This window comes from Pseudomonas sp. Marseille-Q7302 (genome assembly GCF_965111925.1).
Map to the genome: position 1 here is coordinate 3,357,681 of NZ_CBCOPK010000001.1, position 19,935 is coordinate 3,377,615.

The 19,935-nt window shown below is 62.3% G+C and carries 19 protein-coding genes and 1 tRNA gene; 6 read left to right on the plus strand and 14 right to left on the minus strand.

All coding sequences use genetic code 11. The features are described 5' to 3' along the window. Positions 1-32: 32 nt before the first annotated feature. A complete protein-coding gene (locus tag ACWPW1_RS15650) occupies positions 33-965 on the minus strand; it encodes a chemotaxis protein CheV (RefSeq protein WP_059315612.1) in 933 nt (310 codons plus the stop codon). 98 nt (positions 966-1,063) lie between these two features. Here ACWPW1_RS15650 and flgA point away from each other — a divergent pair, with 98 nt between their 5' ends. From flgA to ACWPW1_RS15670, 4 genes are all read left to right on the plus strand, one after another. Continuing rightward, a complete protein-coding gene (gene flgA, locus ACWPW1_RS15655) occupies positions 1,064-1,792 on the plus strand; it encodes a flagellar basal body P-ring formation chaperone FlgA (protein WP_454253932.1) in 729 nt (242 codons plus the stop codon). Between the two features lie 160 nt (positions 1,793-1,952). Beyond that, a complete protein-coding gene (gene flgM / locus ACWPW1_RS15660; protein WP_059315614.1) occupies positions 1,953-2,261 on the plus strand; it encodes a flagellar biosynthesis anti-sigma factor FlgM in 309 nt (102 codons plus the stop codon). A gap of 60 nt (positions 2,262-2,321) precedes the next feature. After that, positions 2,322-2,789 (plus strand): flagella synthesis protein FlgN, encoded by a 468-nt coding sequence (locus ACWPW1_RS15665; RefSeq protein ID WP_059315615.1) that lies wholly within the window; start codon positions 2,322-2,324, stop codon positions 2,787-2,789. 91 nt (positions 2,790-2,880) lie between these two features. Beyond that, positions 2,881-3,615: a flagellar brake protein gene (locus ACWPW1_RS15670; protein WP_454253367.1), complete on the plus strand. Its 735-nt coding sequence runs from the start codon at positions 2,881-2,883 to the stop codon at positions 3,613-3,615. A gap of 42 nt (positions 3,616-3,657) precedes the next feature. On the opposite strand, the gene ACWPW1_RS15675 is transcribed toward ACWPW1_RS15670, so the two are convergent. The 9 genes from ACWPW1_RS15675 to ACWPW1_RS15715 form a co-directional block, all read right to left on the minus strand. Next, positions 3,658-5,013, minus strand: coding sequence for an MFS transporter (locus tag ACWPW1_RS15675; RefSeq protein WP_454253368.1), 1,356 nt, complete (start codon positions 5,011-5,013; stop codon positions 3,658-3,660). A 44-nt stretch (positions 5,014-5,057) separates the two neighbouring features. Continuing rightward, a complete protein-coding gene (locus ACWPW1_RS15680; RefSeq protein WP_454253369.1) occupies positions 5,058-5,906 on the minus strand; it encodes a glycosyltransferase family 2 protein in 849 nt (282 codons plus the stop codon). Positions 5,907-5,919: 13 nt separating this feature from the next. Next, a complete protein-coding gene (locus ACWPW1_RS15685; protein ID WP_007160456.1) occupies positions 5,920-6,276 on the minus strand; it encodes an SMR family transporter in 357 nt (118 codons plus the stop codon). Then, complete coding sequence (locus tag ACWPW1_RS15690; protein WP_454253370.1) at positions 6,273-7,106, minus strand: sugar phosphate isomerase/epimerase family protein; 834 nt, start codon at positions 7,104-7,106, stop codon at positions 6,273-6,275. The genes ACWPW1_RS15685 and ACWPW1_RS15690 overlap by 4 nt, the downstream gene beginning before the upstream one ends. Then, a complete protein-coding gene (locus ACWPW1_RS15695; protein WP_454253371.1) occupies positions 7,106-7,894 on the minus strand; it encodes a pyridine nucleotide transhydrogenase in 789 nt (262 codons plus the stop codon). Before ACWPW1_RS15695 ends, ACWPW1_RS15690 begins: the two co-directional genes overlap by 1 nt. A gap of 5 nt (positions 7,895-7,899) precedes the next feature. Further along, positions 7,900-9,531 (minus strand): hypothetical protein, encoded by a 1,632-nt coding sequence (locus tag ACWPW1_RS15700; protein ID WP_237140526.1) that lies wholly within the window; start codon positions 9,529-9,531, stop codon positions 7,900-7,902. Beyond that, complete coding sequence (locus tag ACWPW1_RS15705) at positions 9,512-10,576, minus strand: FAD-dependent oxidoreductase (protein WP_434774621.1); 1,065 nt, start codon at positions 10,574-10,576, stop codon at positions 9,512-9,514. Before ACWPW1_RS15705 ends, ACWPW1_RS15700 begins: the two co-directional genes overlap by 20 nt. 47 nt (positions 10,577-10,623) lie before the next feature. Continuing rightward, positions 10,624-11,646 carry a glycosyltransferase gene (locus ACWPW1_RS15710; RefSeq protein WP_434774622.1) on the minus strand — a complete coding sequence of 341 codons (1,023 nt, stop codon included), beginning with the start codon at positions 11,644-11,646 and terminating at the stop codon, positions 10,624-10,626. A 242-nt stretch (positions 11,647-11,888) separates the two neighbouring features. Next, positions 11,889-11,965: transfer RNA gene (locus ACWPW1_RS15715), tRNA-Arg, on the minus strand. A gap of 261 nt (positions 11,966-12,226) precedes the next feature. Between ACWPW1_RS15715 and ACWPW1_RS15720 the strand changes: the two genes are divergently transcribed. Next, positions 12,227-12,541 carry an Arc family DNA-binding protein gene (locus tag ACWPW1_RS15720; protein ID WP_007160462.1) on the plus strand — a complete coding sequence of 105 codons (315 nt, stop codon included), beginning with the start codon at positions 12,227-12,229 and terminating at the stop codon, positions 12,539-12,541. A gap of 51 nt (positions 12,542-12,592) precedes the next feature. Here ACWPW1_RS15720 and mgtE read toward each other — a convergent pair whose 3' ends face one another. Beyond that, positions 12,593-14,038, minus strand: coding sequence for a magnesium transporter (mgtE, locus tag ACWPW1_RS15725; protein WP_423815048.1), 1,446 nt, complete (start codon positions 14,036-14,038; stop codon positions 12,593-12,595). Between the two features lie 288 nt (positions 14,039-14,326). Here mgtE and ACWPW1_RS15730 point away from each other — a divergent pair, with 288 nt between their 5' ends. Next, positions 14,327-14,803, plus strand: coding sequence for a DUF4124 domain-containing protein (locus ACWPW1_RS15730; RefSeq protein WP_434774623.1), 477 nt, complete (start codon positions 14,327-14,329; stop codon positions 14,801-14,803). Between the two features lie 24 nt (positions 14,804-14,827). On the opposite strand, the gene pheA is transcribed toward ACWPW1_RS15730, so the two are convergent. Genes pheA through gyrA form a run of 3 tightly spaced genes read right to left on the minus strand, consistent with a single transcriptional unit; the run spans position 14,828 to position 19,841 of the window. Then, entirely contained in the window at positions 14,828-15,922 is a 1,095-nt protein-coding gene (gene pheA / locus ACWPW1_RS15735) for a prephenate dehydratase (RefSeq protein ID WP_059315624.1), read from the minus strand. Between the two features lie 2 nt (positions 15,923-15,924). Beyond that, positions 15,925-17,010 carry a 3-phosphoserine/phosphohydroxythreonine transaminase gene (gene serC, locus ACWPW1_RS15740; RefSeq protein WP_313649441.1) on the minus strand — a complete coding sequence of 362 codons (1,086 nt, stop codon included), beginning with the start codon at positions 17,008-17,010 and terminating at the stop codon, positions 15,925-15,927. After that, positions 17,010-19,841 carry a DNA gyrase subunit A gene (gene gyrA, locus ACWPW1_RS15745; protein ID WP_059315626.1) on the minus strand — a complete coding sequence of 944 codons (2,832 nt, stop codon included), beginning with the start codon at positions 19,839-19,841 and terminating at the stop codon, positions 17,010-17,012. The genes serC and gyrA overlap by 1 nt, the downstream gene beginning before the upstream one ends. Between the last annotated feature and the right edge of the window lie 94 nt (positions 19,842-19,935).

The following is a 19,935-nucleotide window of genomic DNA, read 5'->3' on the forward strand; positions in this document are numbered from 1 at the left end:
CCTTCTGGATACCGGGATAGAGACGCCTTCACCTAGTGACTGTCGACCGCATTGATGCGCTCGGCTACCCGGGAGGCAAGATCATCGGGACGGAACTTGGCCAGGAAGTCGTCCGCGCCGACCTTCTTGACCATCGCCTGGTTGAAGACGCCGGACAAGGAGGTATGCAGCAGTATATGCACTTTCTGCATTCGCGGATCATGACGGATTTCCGCCGTGAGGGTGTAGCCATCCATTTCCGGCATCTCGATGTCGGAAATGATCATCAGCAGCTCCTCTTCCGGACGCTTGCCTTCGTCGACCATACCCTGCAGGTAATTTAGCGCCTGACGACCGTCATTGAGCGAGATCACCTCTACTCCAACGGTTTCCAAGCAGCGGGTCACCTGCTTGCGCGCCACCGAGGAGTCGTCGACGATCAATACCCGCTTGGTGACGGCCTTCGCCTGTACCACGTCGCTGATCACGCCGGCCGATACGGTCTCGACGGACGGTGCCACCTCGGAAAGGATCTTTTCCACGTCGATGATCTCGACGAGCTGATTGTCGACCCGGGTGACGGCGGTCAGGTAGTGATCACGACCGGTACCCTTGGGCGGCGGATTGATGCCTTCCCAGTTCATGTTGACGATCCGCTCCACCGAACGCACCAGGAAGCCCTGCACCTTGGTGTTGTACTCGGTGATGATCACGAAGCAGTTGTTGATGTCTTCCAGGCCACGACGACCGGTGGCCATGGCCAGGTCGATGATGGGGAAGGTGCCGCCACGGATGCTGGCCACGCCGCGCACCACCGGGCTCGATTTCGGCATCACGGTGAGCTTGGGGCACTGCAGCACCTCCTTCACCTTGAAGACGTTGATGCCGTAGAGCTGCGAGCCGTCCAGGCGGAACAGCAGCAGCTCCAGACGGTTCTGGCCCACCAGTTGGGTACGTTGGTTGACTGCGTCCAATACACCAGCCATTTGGCGACTCCTCTCGTTGCCTCGGACCGGTTGGAAAACTCGGCACAGGGCTTGCTTAGATGTGACTCATGAAGATCGAAGTGACGTGTTTCCGACCTATGAAAACCTCTTGCCGCTGGGCTGCGAATCTCATGTTGATCCTGGCATGCCTGGGCGGAAAGGCCTATGCAGAAGGCGACTACACCTCATCTGACGAACTTATCGGCGCTGTCGAAAGTTTTCTTGAGGAGCGCGTGCAGGAATATTTACTGGACACCCATTCCGACGCCCGCCATGAAACCCAAATCAACTCCCTTGATCCCCGCCTGCGCCTCGCCGCCTGCGACAAACCTCTGACGCTGTCGCAACAAGGTACTCCTGCGCCGGTGGGCCGGATCAACGTCAAGGTACGGTGTGAAGGCAGTAGTCCCTGGACGGTGTTCGTGCCAGCCCAGGTCAAGCTCTATCGCCCCGTGGTCGTCACCTTGCAGCCCCTTCTACGCGGCACGGTGCTGGACACGAGCAACATAGCCCTGGTCGAACGGGATGTCGGGACGCTGACACAGGGCTATCTCACCAGCCTGGAACAGGTGATCGGGACCCAGCTGAAACGTCAGGTGGTCAGCGAGCAGGTGCTGGCGCCCTCCTTTATCGAGCAGGCCGAACTCATTCGCAAGGGCGAACAGGTGGTCATCAATGCCCGCAGCGCCTCCTTCAGCATTCGCATGCAGGGTGAAGCCCTGTCCAATGGCGCCAAGGACGAGGAGATTCGGGTACGGAATCTGAGCTCCAACCGGGTGATTCGCGGTCGGGTGGTCGATCAGGGACAGGTGGAGGTAGCGCTTTAGCGAAGGAGCCAAAAGAGGTACCTTGAACGTCCGCCTCCTGAACCTCTGCTTTCCATCCTGTCGAAGGATGTGAACCGGCGCACAGGTCTACGGCTAAAGTTTCGGCGGGGTACGCCGATAAGCCGGGTATGCGAACGAGACGACACGAGGATCTCCACTCATGGCTCTAGATATCAATCGCCTGAATTCGTCCTCTACTGCGGGCATAGGCAATACCAAGGCCGCGTCCACCAAGGATGTGTCCACGGCTCAAACCAGCGACGTCAAGGCTACCAAGAGCACCGCCTCCGGCGAGTCGGTCAGCTTGAGCGCCGAAGCCAAGCAACTGAGCTCCCTGACGGCTGGGCTCAAGGATCTGCCGGTGGTCGACAGTGACAAGGTCAGCCGCCTGAAACAGGCCATCGCCGATGGCTCCTACAAGGTCGACAGCCAGAAGGTGGCCGACAAGCTGATGGCGTTCGAGTCCTGACGCCCGGTTCGGCATGGCCTTCCTGACGATCGCAACTAAGGTTCGAACGGAAAACGCGCCATGCCCAATGCTACCTTGCTCGACATCACTCGCCACGACATCGACCTGAGCGAGCAACTGCTGGCTTTGATCGAGCAGGAATTCCAGGCCCTGAGCGAGCGTCAGCTCGAACGGCTGGAGTCGCTGCTGGACACCAAGCAGATCCTGCTCAAGCAGCTCGATCAGCATGCCCAGCAGCGTACCGCCCTGCTCCAGGCCCATGGCCTGCAGGTCGATCTGCAGGGGCTGCAGGCCTATGCGTCCAGACAGCCCGATGGCGAAGAGCTACTGGCGGCTTCCAACCAGCTCGCGCAGCTCATGGAGCAGTGCAAGATCCGCAACGTGCGTAATGGCCAGATCATCCAGGCCAATCGCTTCGTGGTCGGCAAACTGCTCAACGTGCTGCAGGGCACTTCGGCTCCCACTTTGTACAATCGGCGCGGCAGCCAGACCGGTGGCGGTTATCAGCGCCCGCTGAGTTCGGCTTGATCACCGTCGTTTTTCCCGCACTGGCGTTTTCCGCTGTACAGATGGCCGTTAGCCATTATGCTTGCTGACCGCTGTCTACAGGAGTTCTCAGGTGCAAGGTGCCTCTGCTAGCCAAAACGCCCCCCAGCCACCCCAGGTGTACCGTTCCAAAGGAGAAATCCTGGCGTGCTTGCGGCCTGCGCAACAGCAGCACATCCCGCTGCGGATCACGTTCAGCCGACAGGATCAGCAATTCCAGAGTTTCGTCGTCGAGATCGACGAGACCAAGGGCCTGATCGCCCTGGACGAATTCATTCCGCGCGAGGCGGAGCGACTGCTCGAGCAGGGTAGGCCCTTTCGCGTGGACAGCTTTCATGAAGGCATTCGGGTGACCTGGCAGATCGATCGCCCCGTGCAATTCAGCGAGCTCGACGGCAACCGCTGCTACTGGGTCGAGTTGCCCAGCGAACTGACCTACCACCAGCGGCGCAATGCCTATCGGGTCAAGCTGCTCCTGACCCAGCCGGCCACGGCAGAACTGAGTCAGATAGACAGCCAAGTACAGCTACGTGGCCAGTTGATCGACCTGTCAGCTACCGGCTGCAAGCTGCGTTTTCCTGGTAACGTCACCCACCTGCTGCAACCGGGGCAACTGGTACAGAGCTTTACCGCCGAGCTGCCTATCGGGGCCATCAACACCCCGATAAACATTCGCCACGTGGCGTGCACGGAGCGCATGGAATACAGTGAGGTCGGCGTCAGCTTCCACAATCTGGGCGGCGCCGCTCAACGCCAGATCGAACGCCTCGTCTACCAGCTGCAGCGAGAGAACCGCCGGTTCGAATGACCAGCCGGGCGCCCACGACTGCTGGACGCCCTCCTCCACCTCTCAGGTCGCCTTGGATTCAGGCGGGTTCTCCAGGAACTCGATCTCTTCCTGCAAAGGCGCCCCCTCCTCGGCAGGCTCCTCCTCTACGACCGGCTCAGTGTGCATCTGGTCATGTACCACCTGGCTATCGACCCGTGGATCCAGCGCGGCCACCAGCGGCGAGCTGGTCGATCCCTCGGGCATGGGCACGTGGCTCAGCGGCGCCTCCTCGACCAGATGCTTACCGGTAACTGCATTCGGACGGATCCGCCAGATCAAAATCCCGCCGCAGAGTACTACGAAGGCATAGAGCATGTTGGGTCCGACCAGATTCATCAGGCCGCCCACCAACAGTGGCCCGATACAGGCACCGACCCCGAAGGTCACCAGCAGCATGGCGCTCAGTGAAACCCGCCGCTCACCTTCGATGTGATCGTTGGAAAGCGCTACCGCCAGGGGATAGAGCACGAATTGCAGCAGACTGACGATAAGGCCCAAAGGTAGCAGCACTATCGGCGGCACCTTAGGCAGTACGGCCAATGGCAAGGCCGCGATGGTCAGGGCAATAGCGATACCTCGAATCAGCCAACTGCGATCATGACGATCCGACAGCCAACCGATCGGCCACTGAGCGATCAGACCGGCGAAGATGCAGCACGCCATGAACAGACCGATGCGTTCGGTAGGCAGTCCCTGGGCGCTGGCATAGAGCGGGGCCAGGCCATAGAAGGAGCCGATCACCAATCCGGCTACCAGGGTGGTGGTAAGGGACTGCGGAATTCGCTGGATGAAGAAGGTCGGTTCCAGTGGCGCCGGCTTGAGCGGCGCCGGGTGGATCTTGCCGGTGACCGCCACCGGCACCAGACAGAGCGCATAGCAGATGGCGACCAGCATCAGCTTGTCGACGCCGAGATCGGGCGAGACCACCAGCACGACCTGCCCCAGCGCCAGGCCGAGATAGGAAGCTGTCATGTAGCCGGAAAAAACCTTGCCCCGCTCGCCGGGCCCGGCCTGCTCATTGAGCCAGCTCTCCAGCACCATGTACTGGCACATCATGCCCATGCCGATCAGCACCCTCAGCGCCAGCCACACGGGCAGCCAGGGCAACAGCCCTATGCCCAGCACCGCGGCGCCGACGACACCTGCGCAGGTCACATAGGCCCGGATATGGCCGACCTTGGCGATCAGCCGGTGCCCGAGCTTGCCGCCTATCACCAGCCCCGCGTAATAGGCGGCGGTCAAAGCGCCTACCCAAAGCCCTTGGACCTGATCGGCGGCCAGCCGCAGCCCCAGATAGGTACTCAGCAGACCGGTCCCGATCAACATCAACAGCGTCGCGAAATAGAGCCCGCGAAACGCCGACAGCACACGCACCATTGCCTACTCCATCGTCTCTTGCACATCAGGCAAGCGCGACGGGATCAGCTTCGTCGTTGCGCTGCCAGCTGGGCATCCGCGCCCAGGCGTGGGTTGTAGTGGCCTGCACAGGCCTTCATCAGTACCTGCAGCACCGACAGATTACCTCTGACGCTGCTGATCTTGGTGGGTACCTCGCCCTTCGGATAGCGCCGCACGGTAGGGAGTTCCACGCAGCGATAACCCAATTTGGGTACCCGATAGGAAAGATAGGCCAACAACTCGTAGGTGCTGAACTCATCGCGGAACGGCGCGACACGCGGATCCAGCAGCATGGCCCGGCTGTAGGCGCGGAAACCCTGGGTGGTATCGGTCCAGTGGAAGCCGGACGCCAGGCTCAGCATGGGCGCGTGGATGAAGCGGATGGCGAAGTCGCGGGACTTGGGCGTGTTCTCGGCCACGCCACCGGCCAGAAAGCGCGAGGCCTGGACGAAGTCGTAGCCCTGCTCGATGGCCTCGATGAAGCGCGGGATGGCATCGGGATCATCCTTGTCGTTGCCGTCGATGGTCACGATGCCGGTATAACCTTCATCGAGCACGAAAGCATAGGCGCAGCGCAGCTGGGCGCTGAGCTTGCCTGGCGCGGTCTTGACCAGCAGCCCGCGGACGCCCAGTTTCTGCAACCGTTGCGGCTCCAGCGAGCCATCGGTGCTGCCACCGTCGACGATGATGACATCGGCGATGTCGGCGATCTTCACCGCCGCCATGCGCCGCAGGAGATTGAGGATCCGCTCGCCTTCGTTGATGACCGGAATCACCACGCAATGCGGACGGCTGCGACCATTCCAGAAGGTCGTCGAATAGCTGGGTACCTGCCAGAGGGCACGCTCGGTGGCGGGAATTGCAGTAGTCATAGGTCCTCCAGATTCAACCGACACGGGCCGTGATGAGGGCGACACCGGCGATGATCAGGACGATGCCTGCCGCCGTGGTCCAGGGAAAGGCTTCGCGAAAGATCACCACCGACAGCAGGGCGACACTAGCGATGGCCCCGGCGGTGAGTACCGGGTGCGCCACGTTCAGCGGCAGCTTGGCCAGCGCGGCGGCGTACAGCAGGAAAGCCAGCCCATACATGAAGAGGCCAAGCCAGAACGGCCAGTTGGCCAGGGCACCCATGGGATCGCTCAGGCTGGGAAAACGCCGCGGCGGCAGCATGGCGAGCTTTACCAGCACGCTTGCCGAAGCATTGGAGGCGATGCCCAGGATCAGGATCAGCCACTTCATGCCGCGACCTCCGGCAAATCACGATAAGCCCGGATCGCCGTCTGGACGCCACGCTCCAGCGCCGCCAGGTTGGAGCCCTGCTTCGCCGGCAGCATCTCGATGCTGACCACCTGCTCCGGCAGGCGCCGGGTCAGGGCGAAGGCGATACCGTCGTGGTTGGTGCCGCCCTCCCCCAGGGTCACCAGATCCGGCTCGCTCGCGTGGACGTGGCCGATCAGCTCGGCATGCTCTTCGAGCACGCGCGCGGCATCTTCCTCGTTGATGGTCAGGGCACCGGTGTCGAGTTGCATGAGGATTGCCGGGTGGTCCACCGCCCGCACCACGGCGGCCGTGGAATCGCTGTCGATCATGAAATTGGCGCCATAGCGCGGCGGATTCGGCTCCAGGCAGATCTGGACGCTACGGGCCGCAGCCACATCGCCCAGACGACGGAAGAAGTCACGCGCCTGTGCCAGAGCTTCCTCGTCGCTCAGTCCGGTGCGATCCCGGTTGCGTGGCGAACCGAACACCAGACGCGTCGCCCCCAGGCCTTCGGCGACCCGGCAGACGCCCTCCAGCTGGGCCAGCAGCGCACGCTGGACGTCGTCGCTACCAAAGACGTTGAGTCCCGTGGTGCCGAACAACAGCGCCTGCATGCCGGTGATCTCGATACCCCGGGCCTGCCATTCCTGGCGTACCCGCTGGATGTCCTGGGCGGTCGCCGTCTTGGGATCGGCGAAATATTTGCCGGGGGCGATATCGATGGCGTCCACCCGATGCTGCTGCAGGATCTCGGCGACCATGGCGTCGTCGGCAGGGTCCCAGGCGATATTGGAAATGGCGATGCGCATCACTGGCCCTCCGCCTTGATGACCGGAGGTTCCGACTGCGCATAGGCCCGTACCGCGAGCAAGGTGTCGCGCGCGCTGTACTGATAGCCATCCCGGCCGCCGAAGACCTCGGCGTGCACACTGCGGAAATCGTAGCGCGCAGGCGTGCCTTCCAGCGTATTGCCGAAGTCGCGGCCGAAGCCCTGGCTGGCGATGTCCGCCACGCTGATGGGCTCGGCGGTCAGGTGCACCAGCTCCAGGCCGGCTGCCTGGGCGGTCTGGATGTCATAACCGAGATTGACCATCGGATAGAACTGGAAGACCCCGCGGCTTTCCACCGCTAGCAGGTTGTTGTCGTTGAGCAGGTCGTAGATCACGTTCTTGCGCAGCCCCGGGCCGACCAGGCCGGGCAGGCGGACGATCAGCGCCTTGGGAAAATGCTCGCGGACGAATTGCTCCAGGCGATAGCGATTGGCGCCATAGGCGTGAAGTCCTTCTTCGTTCACCACTGTGGTTTCATCCACCCCGAGCGGCTGCTTGAAGACATCCACGGTGCTGATCAGCACGAAGGAATCGCACTGGATCCGTGAAAGATGACCGATCAGCCCCTCGATCTTCTGCCGATCCGCCTCGGGATCGCGATTGGCGATCCACTTCTGCGCCGGGGCACCGGCACAGATCACTTGCCCATAGGGCTGATCGCCAATCTGCTCGATGTTGGTCGAGCGAAACAGCGCACCGAAGGCCTTCTGCTTGAGCAGTGTCGACCCCACGAAGCCGCTGTACCCTATCAATGCATCGGTCTTCATGTTGCTCACCCCTTGGTCTTGAATCTCAGGCAATAATCCGGCTGGCACTCCTCGACGGGATAACGCTCGTCCAGGTAGGCCTTGAGCCGTGGAAACTTGTCGTGCATGGAAAGGTTGTTCAGGTTGAACGACCAGAAGGTCGTGGAATACACCACGGCTGGCGGATCGGCGTGTTGCAGGTCGCTGATCAGGTCCGCTTCGTAGGGCGGCGTGGCATAGACGGGATAGATGTACTTGGTACAGGCCGGCAGGTCGGTGACGCCATTGATGACCCCGTTGTTGGCCAGGTCGAAGACGCAGTGGGCGCCGCTTTCTAGCAGACGGCGCGAAGCCCACTGCACCCCGGGCGTCGCCAGCGCGGCGTCATCCGGCAAGGCAGCCAGCTCCGGCACCCAGGCGAGTCCCTGGGCCCACACCCGTTCGACCGGCGACTTGTAGAGGTTGAACCCGGCCAGCAGCACCAGCAGCGCTGCCAGCGCCGGCAGCAGCAGCCGACGGCTGAACGCCAGCAGCGCACCCGCCAGCAGCACCGCGAAGAACGGCGAGGGATTGAGCCCGACCAGGCCGAGCAATACGGCGGCGGCAACAGCGACCGCTGCTGCCCGAGGATGCGCTGAGAGATCCCAGCCGCCGTTGCGGGCCAGGCGGTGACGCCGGGCGGCATATAGCAGGCTCAGCAAGGGCACCCAGAAACCCATCTGGATGTGCTGGAAGTCCGCCCGGTTGACCCCGATCTTGAAAAAGATGGCGAGCAGCACGGCCAGGGCCCCGATCAGCGGCAGATCCTCGCTCCAGCGCCACGGCCAGGGCAGGCAGCGGATCAACGCAAAGCCTGCCAGGGCCGTAGGCACCGCCAGCAGCAGACTCAGGGCAAGGGGCCTCGCAGTGAGGCCGTAGCCCCATTGGGACGAGGTTTCCAGCAGGAAGGTCAGGTTCTTGACGTAGTCGGTCAGCGCGAAGAAATCGGTACCAAAGCCAAGCCAGGCAACGGTCGCCGCGAACGTCAGGATCGATAGCAGATGCCGCCGTTGCAGCAACAAGGCGAGTACTACCGCCGAGCCGATCGCCAGGACGCCGGCGATGCCACGGTCATAGGACCAGAACACATTGAAGCCTGCCGCCAGCCCCAACAGCACCTCGCAGATCAGGCGCTGCGGTGTGCTCGTCACCTTGCGGTGCAGGCAGAACAGGAACAGCGACAGCAGCAGGAAGAGATCGCGATAGCCCACGACCTGGGTCGCCAGGGCGCCGACGGCGACCAGCAGGATCAGCCGGGCACGGCCCCTGGGTAGCGGGCACAGCAGCACCGCCGTTCCCCACAGCAGCAGCGCCGCTCCGGTATTGCACAGCCCATAGAGGATCTGGGTCACCAGGAAGGTGTGTTGGGCACCGAACCAGCTTTGCGCCAGCCATACCGGGATGAAGTCCAGGCCACCGTGGATGGTGAAGGCGTGGGCGCCCGGCTGGCTGTGCAGCAGGGTCGGCAGGGTGGCGAAATACTCCCCCTGGTGGAAGGGATCGAGAATGACGCCCTTGCCGAACAGAAAGAAGTTGATGACGGAAAAGATCAGAACGCTGATGAAGCCGGCGACGCCGGACACCCCCCTGGGTGACGCTTCAGTGGAAGGGTTCAGCATCGAGGCGCTCCAGGGCATCGAAAATGTTGTCGATCTTGCCACCCAGCATCGAATAGCAACCGGGCAATTGGGAGTGTTGCTCGAACAGGATGGGACGACCGTCGTCCCCTTCGTTCTTCATCAGGATAGTCTTCACCTCGAACAGCGAGTCGCGGTATTCCACCCGCGCCGCGGCCGACATGTAGCGGGCTACATCGCGCACCATCCAGTCCGCGCGCGAGGCACGGTCATAGTCGTCGAGCAGCGCATAGGGATCGGTGCCGTTGGCGTCTTCCCAGTTCAGGTGCGGCGTATAGCGCACGTGGGACAGGGTATGCAGTCCGCGAGCGGGAAAGGGCATCATGGAAAAGAACGGACCGTCCATGACCGTCACGCCGAGATCGCGCAGCTCGGGCGGCATTTCCACCAGGGCCATCTCGGTGATCTCGTGGCGCAGGCGTGTGGTGGTACCCGGGAAATCGCCGCCGTATTGATTGAGACCACTGTAGGTGCAGTTGAAGAGATAGCGGCAGTGCAGGTCTTCCTGCCCGCCAGCGTCGTTCACCACCTCGACGCCTAGGCCACCCGTGTCGGCACGGATCGCCGTAACACGGCTCTTGAAGCGCAACTCGACCCCGGCGGCATCGAGTTCACGACTCACTTCATCCGCCAATACCGCGGAATTGAAGGCGTATTCCTCGGTGAGATACACCGACTCGATCAACCTGTCGTCGAACAGCCGGGTCAACTCCTTGGGCGCCGGCTCGAGGGAGGCTTCGATGCCCTGACAAAAGCGCTCGAACTGCTTTGCCGTGACCTTGGAGTTGTTGCGGGCGATGGCATACAACTTGGTGAAATCTCGCACCACCACATCGGGGTAGTCGCGCAGGAAGCGCGGCAGATTGACCCGACTGCGAAAGGCCGTGACGAAACTACGGGGATAGTGGTAACCGTTATGAACACGCGCCTGATTGTTGTAAGAGGCACGTTTCAACAGCCCCTCCTCTCGCTCGATCAGGGTGACTTTCGCAAAGCCCCGCGTGCGCATCAGATACAGGGCGGTCATGGCCCCATAAAAACCACCGCCAATGACGATCGCATCTCTCATGATCGTCAGGCCATGCCGGATTGAGTTGCCGGTCTTGCGGCATTGCCGCCCTGCACCACTTCGACATTGAGCTTGTCACGCCGGGTCATCACTGCACTCGTGAATTCTTGAGCGACGTGATAGAGCGGGCCTTCATTGACTCGATGGGTCAACTGCAGGACATATTCGCCAAGCACCAGCAGTACCAGCGATATGAGAAAGAACATGCCGGACTGCTGTAATGAAATCGTCACCCAACCAGGCGCTACATCATCCTTGAACAAGCCGATCGCTATCACATAGAGGGAATAGAGCAGATTGGACAGTGCGCCCATGATGGATAGGAAACTGACTATGCGCATGGGTTTGCGGGTGGAGGACACCAGCAACCGTGCCCCGCGATCGAAACTACCGGACAGTCGCTTGGGCTTGGTGCTGCGCGGCGGCATGCTGTATTCAAGATTGATGCGCGAGAAGCCTGCCGTGGCTGGCAGATGGCGATAGGTCAGCGCCGGCGCCGGATGCCGCAGGATATAGTTGATGACCTTCTTGCTGAGCATCCGGTATTGGGGAGCGTCCTTGGCCAGGTCGACTCCATTGAATTGCTTGTAAAGACTGTTGAAACCCCGGGAGCAGAGACTGTAGGAGAGTGTTTGCCGAACTTTCTGCTGGTTGTTGGCAAATACCACGTCGACCCCACCTGCGGCCTGCTGCAACATATCGGGCAGGAAGGCGATGTCGTCGGTCTCCGGATCTATGACGACCGCGAAGTCTCCCAAGGCGTTTTCCAGGCCCACCCAGGCAGCAGTGTCGGAGTCCACTTCCTTGGTCAGGGCATATACCTGGAGGTTAGGCAGTCCACTGACACTGGTCAGTTGCTTTAATCGAGCTACGCTGTCATCAGAGGAGGCGTTGTCGACGATGATAAGTTCGTAGTCACTCACCAAAGGACCGATGACAGCAGCAGCGCGCTCCAAGGCGTCCTGCAACTCGGTCGCCTGGTTACGAACGACGAACACGACTGAAAGTAGGACGGGATAAAAGGCCATGACGAACCTCCAGAGGCGTTCCAGATTCTTGCAATGCAGACGGTTAGCCATCGGAGAGTACAGATAAATTCAGCGGGTTTTGTTCCGCTGCGCTAGGCTGTGATCACAGCCACAAATCGCTATCTGGAGAGCCTGGAAGTCGAACAAGGTCGCTGTTTTTGCCCTATCCTCCGAAACTGCTGTAACGGTTCGGCAAGGGCACTTGGAGAGTCGGACAGCGAGGAGAGGACTAGAAAGGAATCTGGTGTCCCAGAGTGGGGTCGAACCACCAACCTTCCCCTTAGGAGGGGGATGCTCTATCCAATTGAGCTACTGGGACAGGAAAGGGCGCTCATGGTAACGAGCAGCAGAAGGTTTGTCATGTTTCGGTTCGCATCGGCCAGAACGATGGATTGGGACCGGCGGGCACAGGAAGTTCTTCAGCGGCTTTGCAATTTAAGTGGTACGTCGGTAAATTGACGTCAATAAAAATTGATACCTAGGGACAGGTCGTTACAGAGTCCAAGGTGCCGTGAGTGCTAGCGGAACGAGACGAGGGCTTATGCCTTCACTGATATTTGACTCCAGATGAAGTACCTCAATGACCCAGGCCATTAGATCCTACTCAAGCCGTACCGCTGATAAATTCGTCGTGCGTCTGCCCGAGGGCATGCGAGAGCGCATTGCAGATGTGGCCCGCAACCATCATCGCAGCATGAACTCCGAAATCATCGCGCGCCTAGAGCAGAGCCTGCAGCAAGAGGGCGCCCTTGGCGACGAACCCGGTTTACGCCTGGACAGCCCGGAGATCACCGCCAGCGAGCGGGAATTGCTGCAGCGTTTTCGTCAACTGTCAGGCCGACAGCAAAACGCCTTGATCTCGCTGATCGCCCACGACATCGACGCCGCTTCCTGACGGCGTCCAGGCTGTCCTGCGTCCGAGCAGCCTGTTGCAGCCCGCCCTGCCCTACATCAGGAACAGGGTGGCAAGCCCCAAGAAGATGAAGAAGCCGCCACTGTCGGTCACGGCGGTGATCAGTACGCTCGACCCCATCGCAGGGTCGCGACCGAAACGCTGCAAGGTCATGGGAATGAGCACGCCCATGAAAGCAGCCAGCAGTAGATTAAGGGTCATGGCGCCCATCATCACCAGGCCCAGCGACCAGCTGCTGTAGAGATAGAAGGCTACCAACCCTATCACCCCACCCCAGATGACGCCGTTGCACAGGGCGACGCCCATTTCCTTGCGCAACAATCGGGTAGTACTGGTGACGCTGATCTGCCCCAGGGCCATGGCCCTCACGATCATGGTGATGGCCTGATTGCCGGAGTTGCCACCGATGCCTGCCACGATGGGCATGAGCGCGGCCAGTGCCACCAGCTTTTCGATCGAGTCCTCGAACAAGCCGATGACACGCGAGGCGATGAAGGCAGTGATGAGGTTAGTGGCCAGCCAGGTCCAGCGGTTGCCTACGGATTTCCACACCGAGGCGAAGACGTCTTCGTCTTCACGCAGACCAGCCATGTTGAGGACTTCGCTTTCGCTTTCCTCACGAATCAGGTCGACCATTTCATCGATGGTGAGACGCCCGATCAGCCTGCCGCTCTTGTCCACCACGGGCGCGGAAACCAGGTTGTAACGCTCGAACGCCTGGGCGGCGTCATAGGCATCGCCGTCCGGATGGAAGGCCACCGCCTCCTTGGCCATGACCTCGACCACCAGCTTTTCCGGATCGTTGACCAGCAGACGCTTGATCGGCAGCACGCCCTTGAGGATGCTGTCGTTATCGACGACGAACAGTTTGTCGGTATGGTCGGGAAGCTCTTTGAGTCGGCGCAGGTAGCGCAATACCACTTCCAGAGCGACATCATCGCGGATGGTCACCATCTCGAAGTCCATCAGGGCGCCGACCTGGTCCTCTTCATAGGACAGGGCGGAACGCACCCGCTCGCGCTGCTGGGCGTCGAGGGCGTCCATGAGCTCGTGAACGACGTCGCGCGGCAGATCCGGTGCAAGATCGGCGAGCTCGTCGGCATCGAGCTGGCCAGCGACCGCGAGGATTTCCTGATCATCCATGTCGGCGATCAGCGTCTCCCGGACAGCGTCCGAGACCTCGAGCAGGATTTCACCGTCGCGCTCGGTCTTGACCAGCCCCCAGACGGTCAGCCGATCTTCTTGCGGCAGGGCTTCCAGGATGAAGGCCACGTCGGCCGGGTGCAGCTCGTCCAGCCGGGCACGCAGCTCTTCGAGGCCTTCTTGGGGGATATCGGCGGGGGAAACGGGGCCGCGGTCCTGACCTTCACGGGCCTCGACAGCAAGGTCGTAGCGCTCCAGCAACTCGACGACCTGGGCGAGCCGCTCTTGCAGCGTCTCGTGGGGCTTTCTGATTTCTGCTTCGTTCACTACGGTCATAGCGCACTCCGGCCCGCCGGCGGAGCGCACCGACGAACCCTATCTCAACAACGGGACGAAAAAGGCGATTGAGTGTTGACTGGGTAAGTCCATAAGGGGGATGACCACTGCCCCGGCGGGGCTGACGGCGGGGATGATACACCGGACCGGTTGCAGGTGCGAACGCAAAAGGTTTTCAAAACAGCTATTTGCAAGGGCTTTGGCAGGGCATCAGGGCCACCCTTTCGGCTCTCGTCCGCCGACCCTTACTTCGCTAAGCTTGAGTGCCTACGTCAAGGAGGACGTCTCATGAAGAAGCTACTCGCGCTCGGTCTGCTGCTGGGCTGCACCACCGCGCAATCGGCCACGGTATATCGCTGCGAAGATGCCACTGGCCACCTCACCTTTTCCGCCAGCGGGTGCCCCTCGGGCAGCGATAGCAGCCTGCAGCGCGCTGACAATGCTCGTCCGGGCGGCGCCAAACCCAAGCTGATGGCGAAGCCGAAAGCCTCCCAACCCAAAGCTGCCGTGCGTGAGCCGACGGTGGTGGCGGCCAAAACGGATGGTTGCGGCGACTTGCTCACTAGTAGCGAAAAGCGCCAGGCGATCATCCGGGGGCAGGTGAAGATCGGCATGAGCCGGGCGGACGTGGAGAACGCCCTGGGGCAGCCGCAGCGGATTTCCCAACTGGATACCCTGACCCGCTATCACTACGAGGCGCGCCGAGGTAAGGAACGCTCGCGCCTGGTGACCTTTGACCAGCACGGCTGCGTGCGTCGACGCTGACGCACGCAGCTGGCCAGGGCCGCGTCAGAGCACGGCGCGGGGGTAGGAGCCGAGGACCTTGAGTGCCACGGCGCCCGTGGACAGCCGCTCCAGGACGTCGCGGATCAGCGGATCGGCCTGGTGACCGAGGAAGTCGATGAAGAAGACGTAGGTCCACTTGCCGCTGCGCGACGGCCGCGTCTCGATCCGGCTGAGATCGATGTTGTTGGCATGGAACGGCAGCAGCAACTCGTGCAGGGCACCGGGCTTGTTCTGCATGGAGACGATGATGGAGGTCTTGTCGTCGCCACTGGGCGGCACGTCCTGGTTGCCGATGATGAGGAAGCGCGTGGAGTTGTCCGGGCGGTCCTCGATCTTCTGCTGCACGGGGGTCAGGCCATAGAGCGAGGCCGCCATGTCACCGGCGATGGCCGCGCTGTTCCACTCCCCCTTCACCCGCCGCGCCGCCTCGGCATTGCTGGCCACCGCCACCCGCTCGACGCTCGGGTAGTAGGAGTCCAGCCACTTGCGGCACTGGGCCAGGGATTGGGCGTGGGAATAGATGCGGGTGATGCTGTCAGGCTTGGTGTTCTCGCCAATCAGCAGGTGGTGGTGGATGCGCAACTCCACCTCGCCGCAGATGGACAGGTTGTGCTCAAGGAAACTGTCCAGGGTGTGGTTGACCGCACCCTCGGTGGAGTTCTCCACCGGCACCACGCCGAAATTGGAGGCACCGGCGGCGACCTCGCGGAAGACTTCGTCGATGGCCGCCATGGGCCGTGTCACCACGGCCTTGCCGAAGTGCTTGAGCGCCGCGGCCTGGGAGAAGGTGCCCTCCGGGCCAAGGTAGGCCACGTGCAGCGGTTCTTCCAGGGCCAGGCAGCAGGACATGATCTCGCGAAACAACCGCGCCATGTCCTCGTCACGGACCGGACCGCCGTTACGCTCCATCACCCGCTTGAGGACCTGGGCCTCGCGCTCGGGCCGATAGAACACGGGCTTCTCGCCCTCCGCCAGCGTCTTCATCTTGACCCGCGCCACGTCCTGGGCGCAGCGTGCGCGTTCGCTGATCAGCTCCTGGATGCGTTCGTCCAGACTGTCGATGCGCAGGCGCAGGGCCTTGAGCTCGTGTTCCGACATGATCAGCCGTGCTCCTTCTCGAATTCGGCCAGATAGGTCACCAGCGCCTGGACGGCTTCCAGGGTGACGGCATTGTAGATGGAGGCGCGCATGCCACCCACCGAGCGGTGCCCCTGCAGATACAGCAGGCCGCGCTCTTCGGCGCCCGTGAGGAAGGCCTTGTCCAGACGCTCGTCAGCCAGGCGGAAGGGCACGTTCATCCAGGAGCGGTCGTTCTTGGCGATGGGGTTGCTGTAGAAATCGCTGTTGTCGATGAAGCCGTACAACAGGTCCTTCTTCTCGCGATTCAGGCGCTCCATGGCGGGCAGGCCGCCCTGCTCCTTGAGCCACTTGAACACCAGCCCGGACAGGTACCAGGAGAAGGTGGCCGGGGTGTTGTACATGGAGCCGTTGTCGGCCTCGACCTTGTAGTCGAGCAGCGTCGGGCAGGCGGCGCGGGCGCGACCGAGCAGGTCTTCGCGAACGATGACGACCACCAGGCCGCTGGGCCCGATGTTCTTCTGGGCACCGGCGTAGATCAGGCCGAAGCGCGAGACGTCCAGCGGGCGCGACAGGATATCGGAAGAGGCATCCGCCACCAGGGGCACGTCGCCGACCTCCGGAATCCAGTCGAACTCCAGGCCGCCGATGGTCTCGTTGGGCGTGTAGTGGACGTAGGCCGCGTCCTTGGACAGCTGCCATTCGTTCTGCCCGGGAATGGCGAAGTAGTCGTAGCCCTTGGCACTGGCGGCGACGTTGACGGTGCCGTAGTGCTGCGCCTGCTCGATGGCCTTGCGCGACCAGATGCCGGTGTCGATGTAGTCGGCGGTGCCGCCTTCGGGCATCAGGTTCATCGCCAGCTGGGCGAATTGCAGACTGGCACCGCCCTGCAGGAACAGCACCTTGTAGTTGCTGGGCACGCCCAGCAACTCGCGCAGGTCGGCCTCGGCCTGGCTCGAGATGGCGGTGAAGTCCTCACCGCGGTGACTCATCTCCATGACCGACAGGCCACGGCCCTGCCAATCCAGCAGATCGGCCTGGGCCTGGCGCAACACAGCTTCAGGCAGGGCCGCCGGGCCGGCGCAGAAGTTGTAGGCACGCTTGCTCATCACTCGTCATCCTCGTTGGGAAGGTCATCGCTCGGCACGTCGCTGGCACCGGGCAGTACATCGTCCTGGTCCGGCTCGTGACTGTCGACCGGCAGCTCCTTGTCAAGCAGCTCGTCGTCCAGTTCGGCTTCGTGATCCAGCAGTTCGTCGTCCACCGAAGGCTCCTGCACCCGCTCCAGGCCTACCAGCTTCTCGCCTTTGCCGAGCTTGATCAGGGTAACGCCCTGGGTGTTCCGGCCGGTCCGGGATATGCCCTCCACCGGGGTCCGTACCAGGGTGCCCTGGTCGGAGATCAGCATGATCTCCTCGCCGTCCAGCACCTGGATGGCACCGATCAGGGGACCGTTACGCTCGTTGATGACCATGGCGATCACGCCCTGACCACCCCGACCGCGCTGTGGGTACTCGGCCATGGCGGTACGCTTGCCGAAGCCGTTGAGGCTGGCGGTGAGGATCTCGGCGCCCGGCTCGGGGATCAGCATGGAGATCAGGCGCTGGCTCTCGGCCAGGCGCATGCCGCGTACACCGCGGGCGGTACGGCCCATGGTGCGCACATGGCGCTCCTTGAAGCGGATGACCTTGCCACCGTCGGAGAACAGCATGACTTCGCGGGCACCATCGGTGATGGCGGCGGCGATCAGGCTGTCGCCCTCCTCCAGCTTCAGCGCGATCAGGCCATTGCTGCGCGGACGGCTGAACTGCACCAGCGGGGTCTTCTTCACGGTACCGTTGCGGGTGGCCATGAAGATGTAGGCACCGGTGGCTTCGTCTTCGCCGGCATCGATGACCTCGCCCTCTTCGCCTTCGCTCTCGACGTCGTCCTCCACCAGCACGGCGTCTTCGATGTCGAGGTTGTCGTCCTGCTCGCCCAGGTCCTCGTCACCGGCGGGCGCCTGCTGGCGCACGGCTTCCAGATCGACCGGCAGCATGGCGGTGATGCGCTCACCTTCGGCCAGCGGCAGGAGGTTGACCAGCGGACGACCCCGGGCGGCGCGGGAGGCTTCCGGAATCTCGTAGGTACGCTTCCAGTAGACCTTGCCCAGGCTGGAGAACAGCAGCAGGGTGGTATGGCTGTTGGCGACCAGCAGGTGTTCGATGTAGTCCTCATCCTTGACCGCCGAGGCCGAGCGGCCACGACCACCACGGCGCTGGGCCTGGTAGGCGTGCAGCGGCTGGGACTTGGCGTAGCCGCCATGGGAAATGGTGACGACGCGGTCTTCCTCGGTGATGAGGTCGGCGATGGTCAGGTCCACATGGGAGGCGACGATTTCGGTGCGACGCTTGTCGCCGAACTCCGCCTTGACCTTTTCCAGCTCTTCGCGGATGACTTCCATCAGCCGCTCGGGATTGGTCAGGATGCGGATCAGCTCGCCGATCTGCAGCAGGATCTCCTGGTACTCGGCGATGAGCTTTTCGTGCTCCAGGCCGGTCAGGCGGTGCAAACGCAGGTCGAGGATCGCCTGGGCCTGTTCGGGCGAGAGGTGATACTTGCCCTCGTGCAAACCGTACTGCTCGGGCAGCTCGTCCGGGCGGCAGGAATCGGCACCGGCGCGCTCGACCATCTCGCGTACCGCACTGGATTCCCAGGGCGTGGCGATCAGGCGCTCCTTGGCTTCCGCCGGGGTCGGCGAGCTCTTGATCAGCTCGATGACCGGATCGATGTTGGACAGGGCAACCGCCTGGCCTTCGAGAATATGGCCACGCTCACGCGCCTTGCGCAGTTCGTAGACGGTCCGCCGGGTCACCACTTCGCGACGGTGGCGAATGAAGGCTTCCAGCAGTTCCTTGAGATTCAAGGTGCGTGGCTGGCCGTCGAGCAGGGCCACCACGTTGATGCCGAACACCGTCTGCAGCTGGGTCTGGGCATAGAGGTTGTTGAGCACCACCTCGGGGGTTTCACCACGACGCAGCTCGATGACCACGCGCATGCCGTCCTTGTCGGACTCGTCGCGCAGCTCGGTGATGCCTTCGATCTTCTTGTCCTTCACCAGCTCGGCGATCTTCTCGATCAGCCGCGCCTTGTTGAGCTGGTAGGGCAGCTCGGTGATGACGATCTGCTGGCGATTGGCGCTCTTGTCGATGTCCTCGACTTCGGCGCGGGCCCGCACATAGATGCGGCCCCGACCGGTACGGTAGGCCTCGATGATGCCGGCACGACCATTGATGATGCCCGCGGTCGGGAAGTCCGGACCGGGGATGTACTGCATCAGGTCATCGACGGTCAGCTCACTGTTCTCGATCAGCGCCAAGCAGCCATCGATCACCTCGCCCAGGTTGTGCGGCGGGATGTTGGTGGCCATGCCGACCGCGATACCGCTGGAACCGTTGACCAGCAGGTTGGGGATGCGCGTGGGCATCACCGCGGGGATCTGCTCTGTGCCGTCGTAGTTGGGCACCCAGTCGACGGTTTCCTTGTCCAGGTCGGCCAAGAGCTCGTGGGCCAGCTTGGACATCCGCACTTCGGTGTAGCGCATGGCCGCGGCGTTGTCGCCGTCCACCGAACCGAAGTTCCCCTGGCCGTCCACCAGCATGTAGCGCAGCGAGAACGGCTGCGCCATCCGCACGATGGTGTCGTAGACGGCCGTGTCGCCGTGGGGGTGGTATTTACCGATGACGTCACCCACCACACGGGCGGATTTCTTGTACGGCTTGTTCCAGTCGTTGCCCAGTTCGCTCATGGCGTAGAGCACGCGCCGGTGCACCGGCTTGAGACCGTCGCGCACATCCGGCAGGGCCCGGCCGACGATGACGCTCATCGCGTAGTCGAGATATGACTGCCGCAGTTCGTCTTCGATATTGACCGGGAGGATTTCTTTGGCCAGTTCACCCATGAGAAGCCTGGTTCCTTCTGATCTGAAAAGCGCTAGGGCTCGTCCGCACGTCGGCCGAGCCTAATATAGGAGAGGCGAAAGCCCGTCTGGCGGC

Bases quoted from the DNA above. Each gene is read 5' to 3' on its own strand.
- mgtE (WP_423815048.1), bottom strand. From the start codon at position 14,038: ATGACCGTAGTGAACGAAGCAGAAATCAGAAAGCCCCACGAGACGCTG.
- ACWPW1_RS15700 (WP_237140526.1), bottom strand. From the start codon at position 9,531: ATGCTGAACCCTTCCACTGAAGCGTCACCCAGGGGGGTGTCCGGCGTC.
- ACWPW1_RS15695 (WP_454253371.1), bottom strand. From the start codon at position 7,894: ATGAAGACCGATGCATTGATAGGGTACAGCGGCTTCGTGGGGTCGACA.
- ACWPW1_RS15675 (WP_454253368.1), bottom strand. From the start codon at position 5,013: ATGGTGCGTGTGCTGTCGGCGTTTCGCGGGCTCTATTTCGCGACGCTG.
- ACWPW1_RS15665 (WP_059315615.1), top strand. From the start codon at position 2,322: ATGCCCAATGCTACCTTGCTCGACATCACTCGCCACGACATCGACCTG.
- ACWPW1_RS15730 (WP_434774623.1), top strand. From the start codon at position 14,327: ATGAAGAAGCTACTCGCGCTCGGTCTGCTGCTGGGCTGCACCACCGCG.
- ACWPW1_RS15680 (WP_454253369.1), bottom strand. From the start codon at position 5,906: ATGACTACTGCAATTCCCGCCACCGAGCGTGCCCTCTGGCAGGTACCC.
- flgM (WP_059315614.1), top strand. From the start codon at position 1,953: ATGGCTCTAGATATCAATCGCCTGAATTCGTCCTCTACTGCGGGCATA.
- ACWPW1_RS15685 (WP_007160456.1), bottom strand. From the start codon at position 6,276: ATGAAGTGGCTGATCCTGATCCTGGGCATCGCCTCCAATGCTTCGGCA.
- ACWPW1_RS15690 (WP_454253370.1), bottom strand. From the start codon at position 7,106: ATGCGCATCGCCATTTCCAATATCGCCTGGGACCCTGCCGACGACGCC.
- serC (WP_313649441.1), bottom strand. From the start codon at position 17,010: ATGAGCAAGCGTGCCTACAACTTCTGCGCCGGCCCGGCGGCCCTGCCT.
- gyrA (WP_059315626.1), bottom strand. From the start codon at position 19,841: ATGGGTGAACTGGCCAAAGAAATCCTCCCGGTCAATATCGAAGACGAA.
- ACWPW1_RS15720 (WP_007160462.1), top strand. From the start codon at position 12,227: ATGACCCAGGCCATTAGATCCTACTCAAGCCGTACCGCTGATAAATTC.
- pheA (WP_059315624.1), bottom strand. From the start codon at position 15,922: ATGTCGGAACACGAGCTCAAGGCCCTGCGCCTGCGCATCGACAGTCTG.
- ACWPW1_RS15705 (WP_434774621.1), bottom strand. From the start codon at position 10,576: ATGACCGCCCTGTATCTGATGCGCACGCGGGGCTTTGCGAAAGTCACC.
- flgA (WP_454253932.1), top strand. From the start codon at position 1,064: ATGAAAACCTCTTGCCGCTGGGCTGCGAATCTCATGTTGATCCTGGCA.
- ACWPW1_RS15650 (WP_059315612.1), bottom strand. From the start codon at position 965: ATGGCTGGTGTATTGGACGCAGTCAACCAACGTACCCAACTGGTGGGC.
- ACWPW1_RS15710 (WP_434774622.1), bottom strand. From the start codon at position 11,646: ATGGCCTTTTATCCCGTCCTACTTTCAGTCGTGTTCGTCGTTCGTAAC.